Here is a 668-nt window from a genome sequence, read left to right as displayed (position 1 = left end):
TTTAGACACACGCGCCACAATCGTCCCTGGTAAATCGGAAACAATTTTGGTCTGCAAAATAGCTGGAATGGCATTTCCTGCCATAATCACATTATCTGAGATTGGCTTTTGAATCGTATTTTGGTTGGTAATATCTTTAGCCGAAGGCCCGCCTTCCATAAATGCTTCACGCTGCTGCGCTGGTGTTTGCTTACCTGAAGGCGTTTTTGCACCAATTTTACTTTGATCTTGTTTATCCTGATCCTGGTGAATTGGTCTTGGTGCGCCACCCCGAAAGAAAATAGGTTCATTCATTGCTTCACGATCCATGGGTGAAATGCTTGGTTGCTGTCTTGTTGTCTGTTGAGGCTGAGACTTTAAACTATTGATTTGTGATTGAAGGCGTTGCCGTTGCGTGCGGTGCTTTTCCAATCATCTTCTTTAATTTGAGGTTTTTGCTTCTCCATCCCCTTATCTTGTTGTTTTATTCCAAGCTTTTCTTGAATTCCTTTTGCATCCTTATTACTTGATAGATCCCCTGACTGTTTTACATTATCCGCTTAAGCACTTCTGGATAATCTGCTGCCATCCCTTTTAGTCGTGTCTTTCTTTGGAGCATTAAATGAAAAGATAAAAGCCACAATAACAATTAATAATAAAACGCCACCGGCAATCGTGGTCAATTTTTT

At 40.9% G+C, this 668-nt stretch carries 1 pseudogene; it reads right to left on the bottom strand.

Annotated elements, in window-relative coordinates:
* Positions 1-411, bottom strand: a pseudogene (locus DNK84_RS13970) (hypothetical protein); the annotation flags it as partial.
* Positions 412-668 lie beyond the last annotated feature (257 nt).

It is taken from the genome of Facilibium subflavum (assembly GCF_003574485.1).
GTDB classification, from domain to species: Bacteria; Pseudomonadota; Gammaproteobacteria; order Francisellales; family Francisellaceae; genus Facilibium; species Facilibium subflavum.
This window is presented reverse-complemented; position numbering and strand designations above follow the sequence as displayed.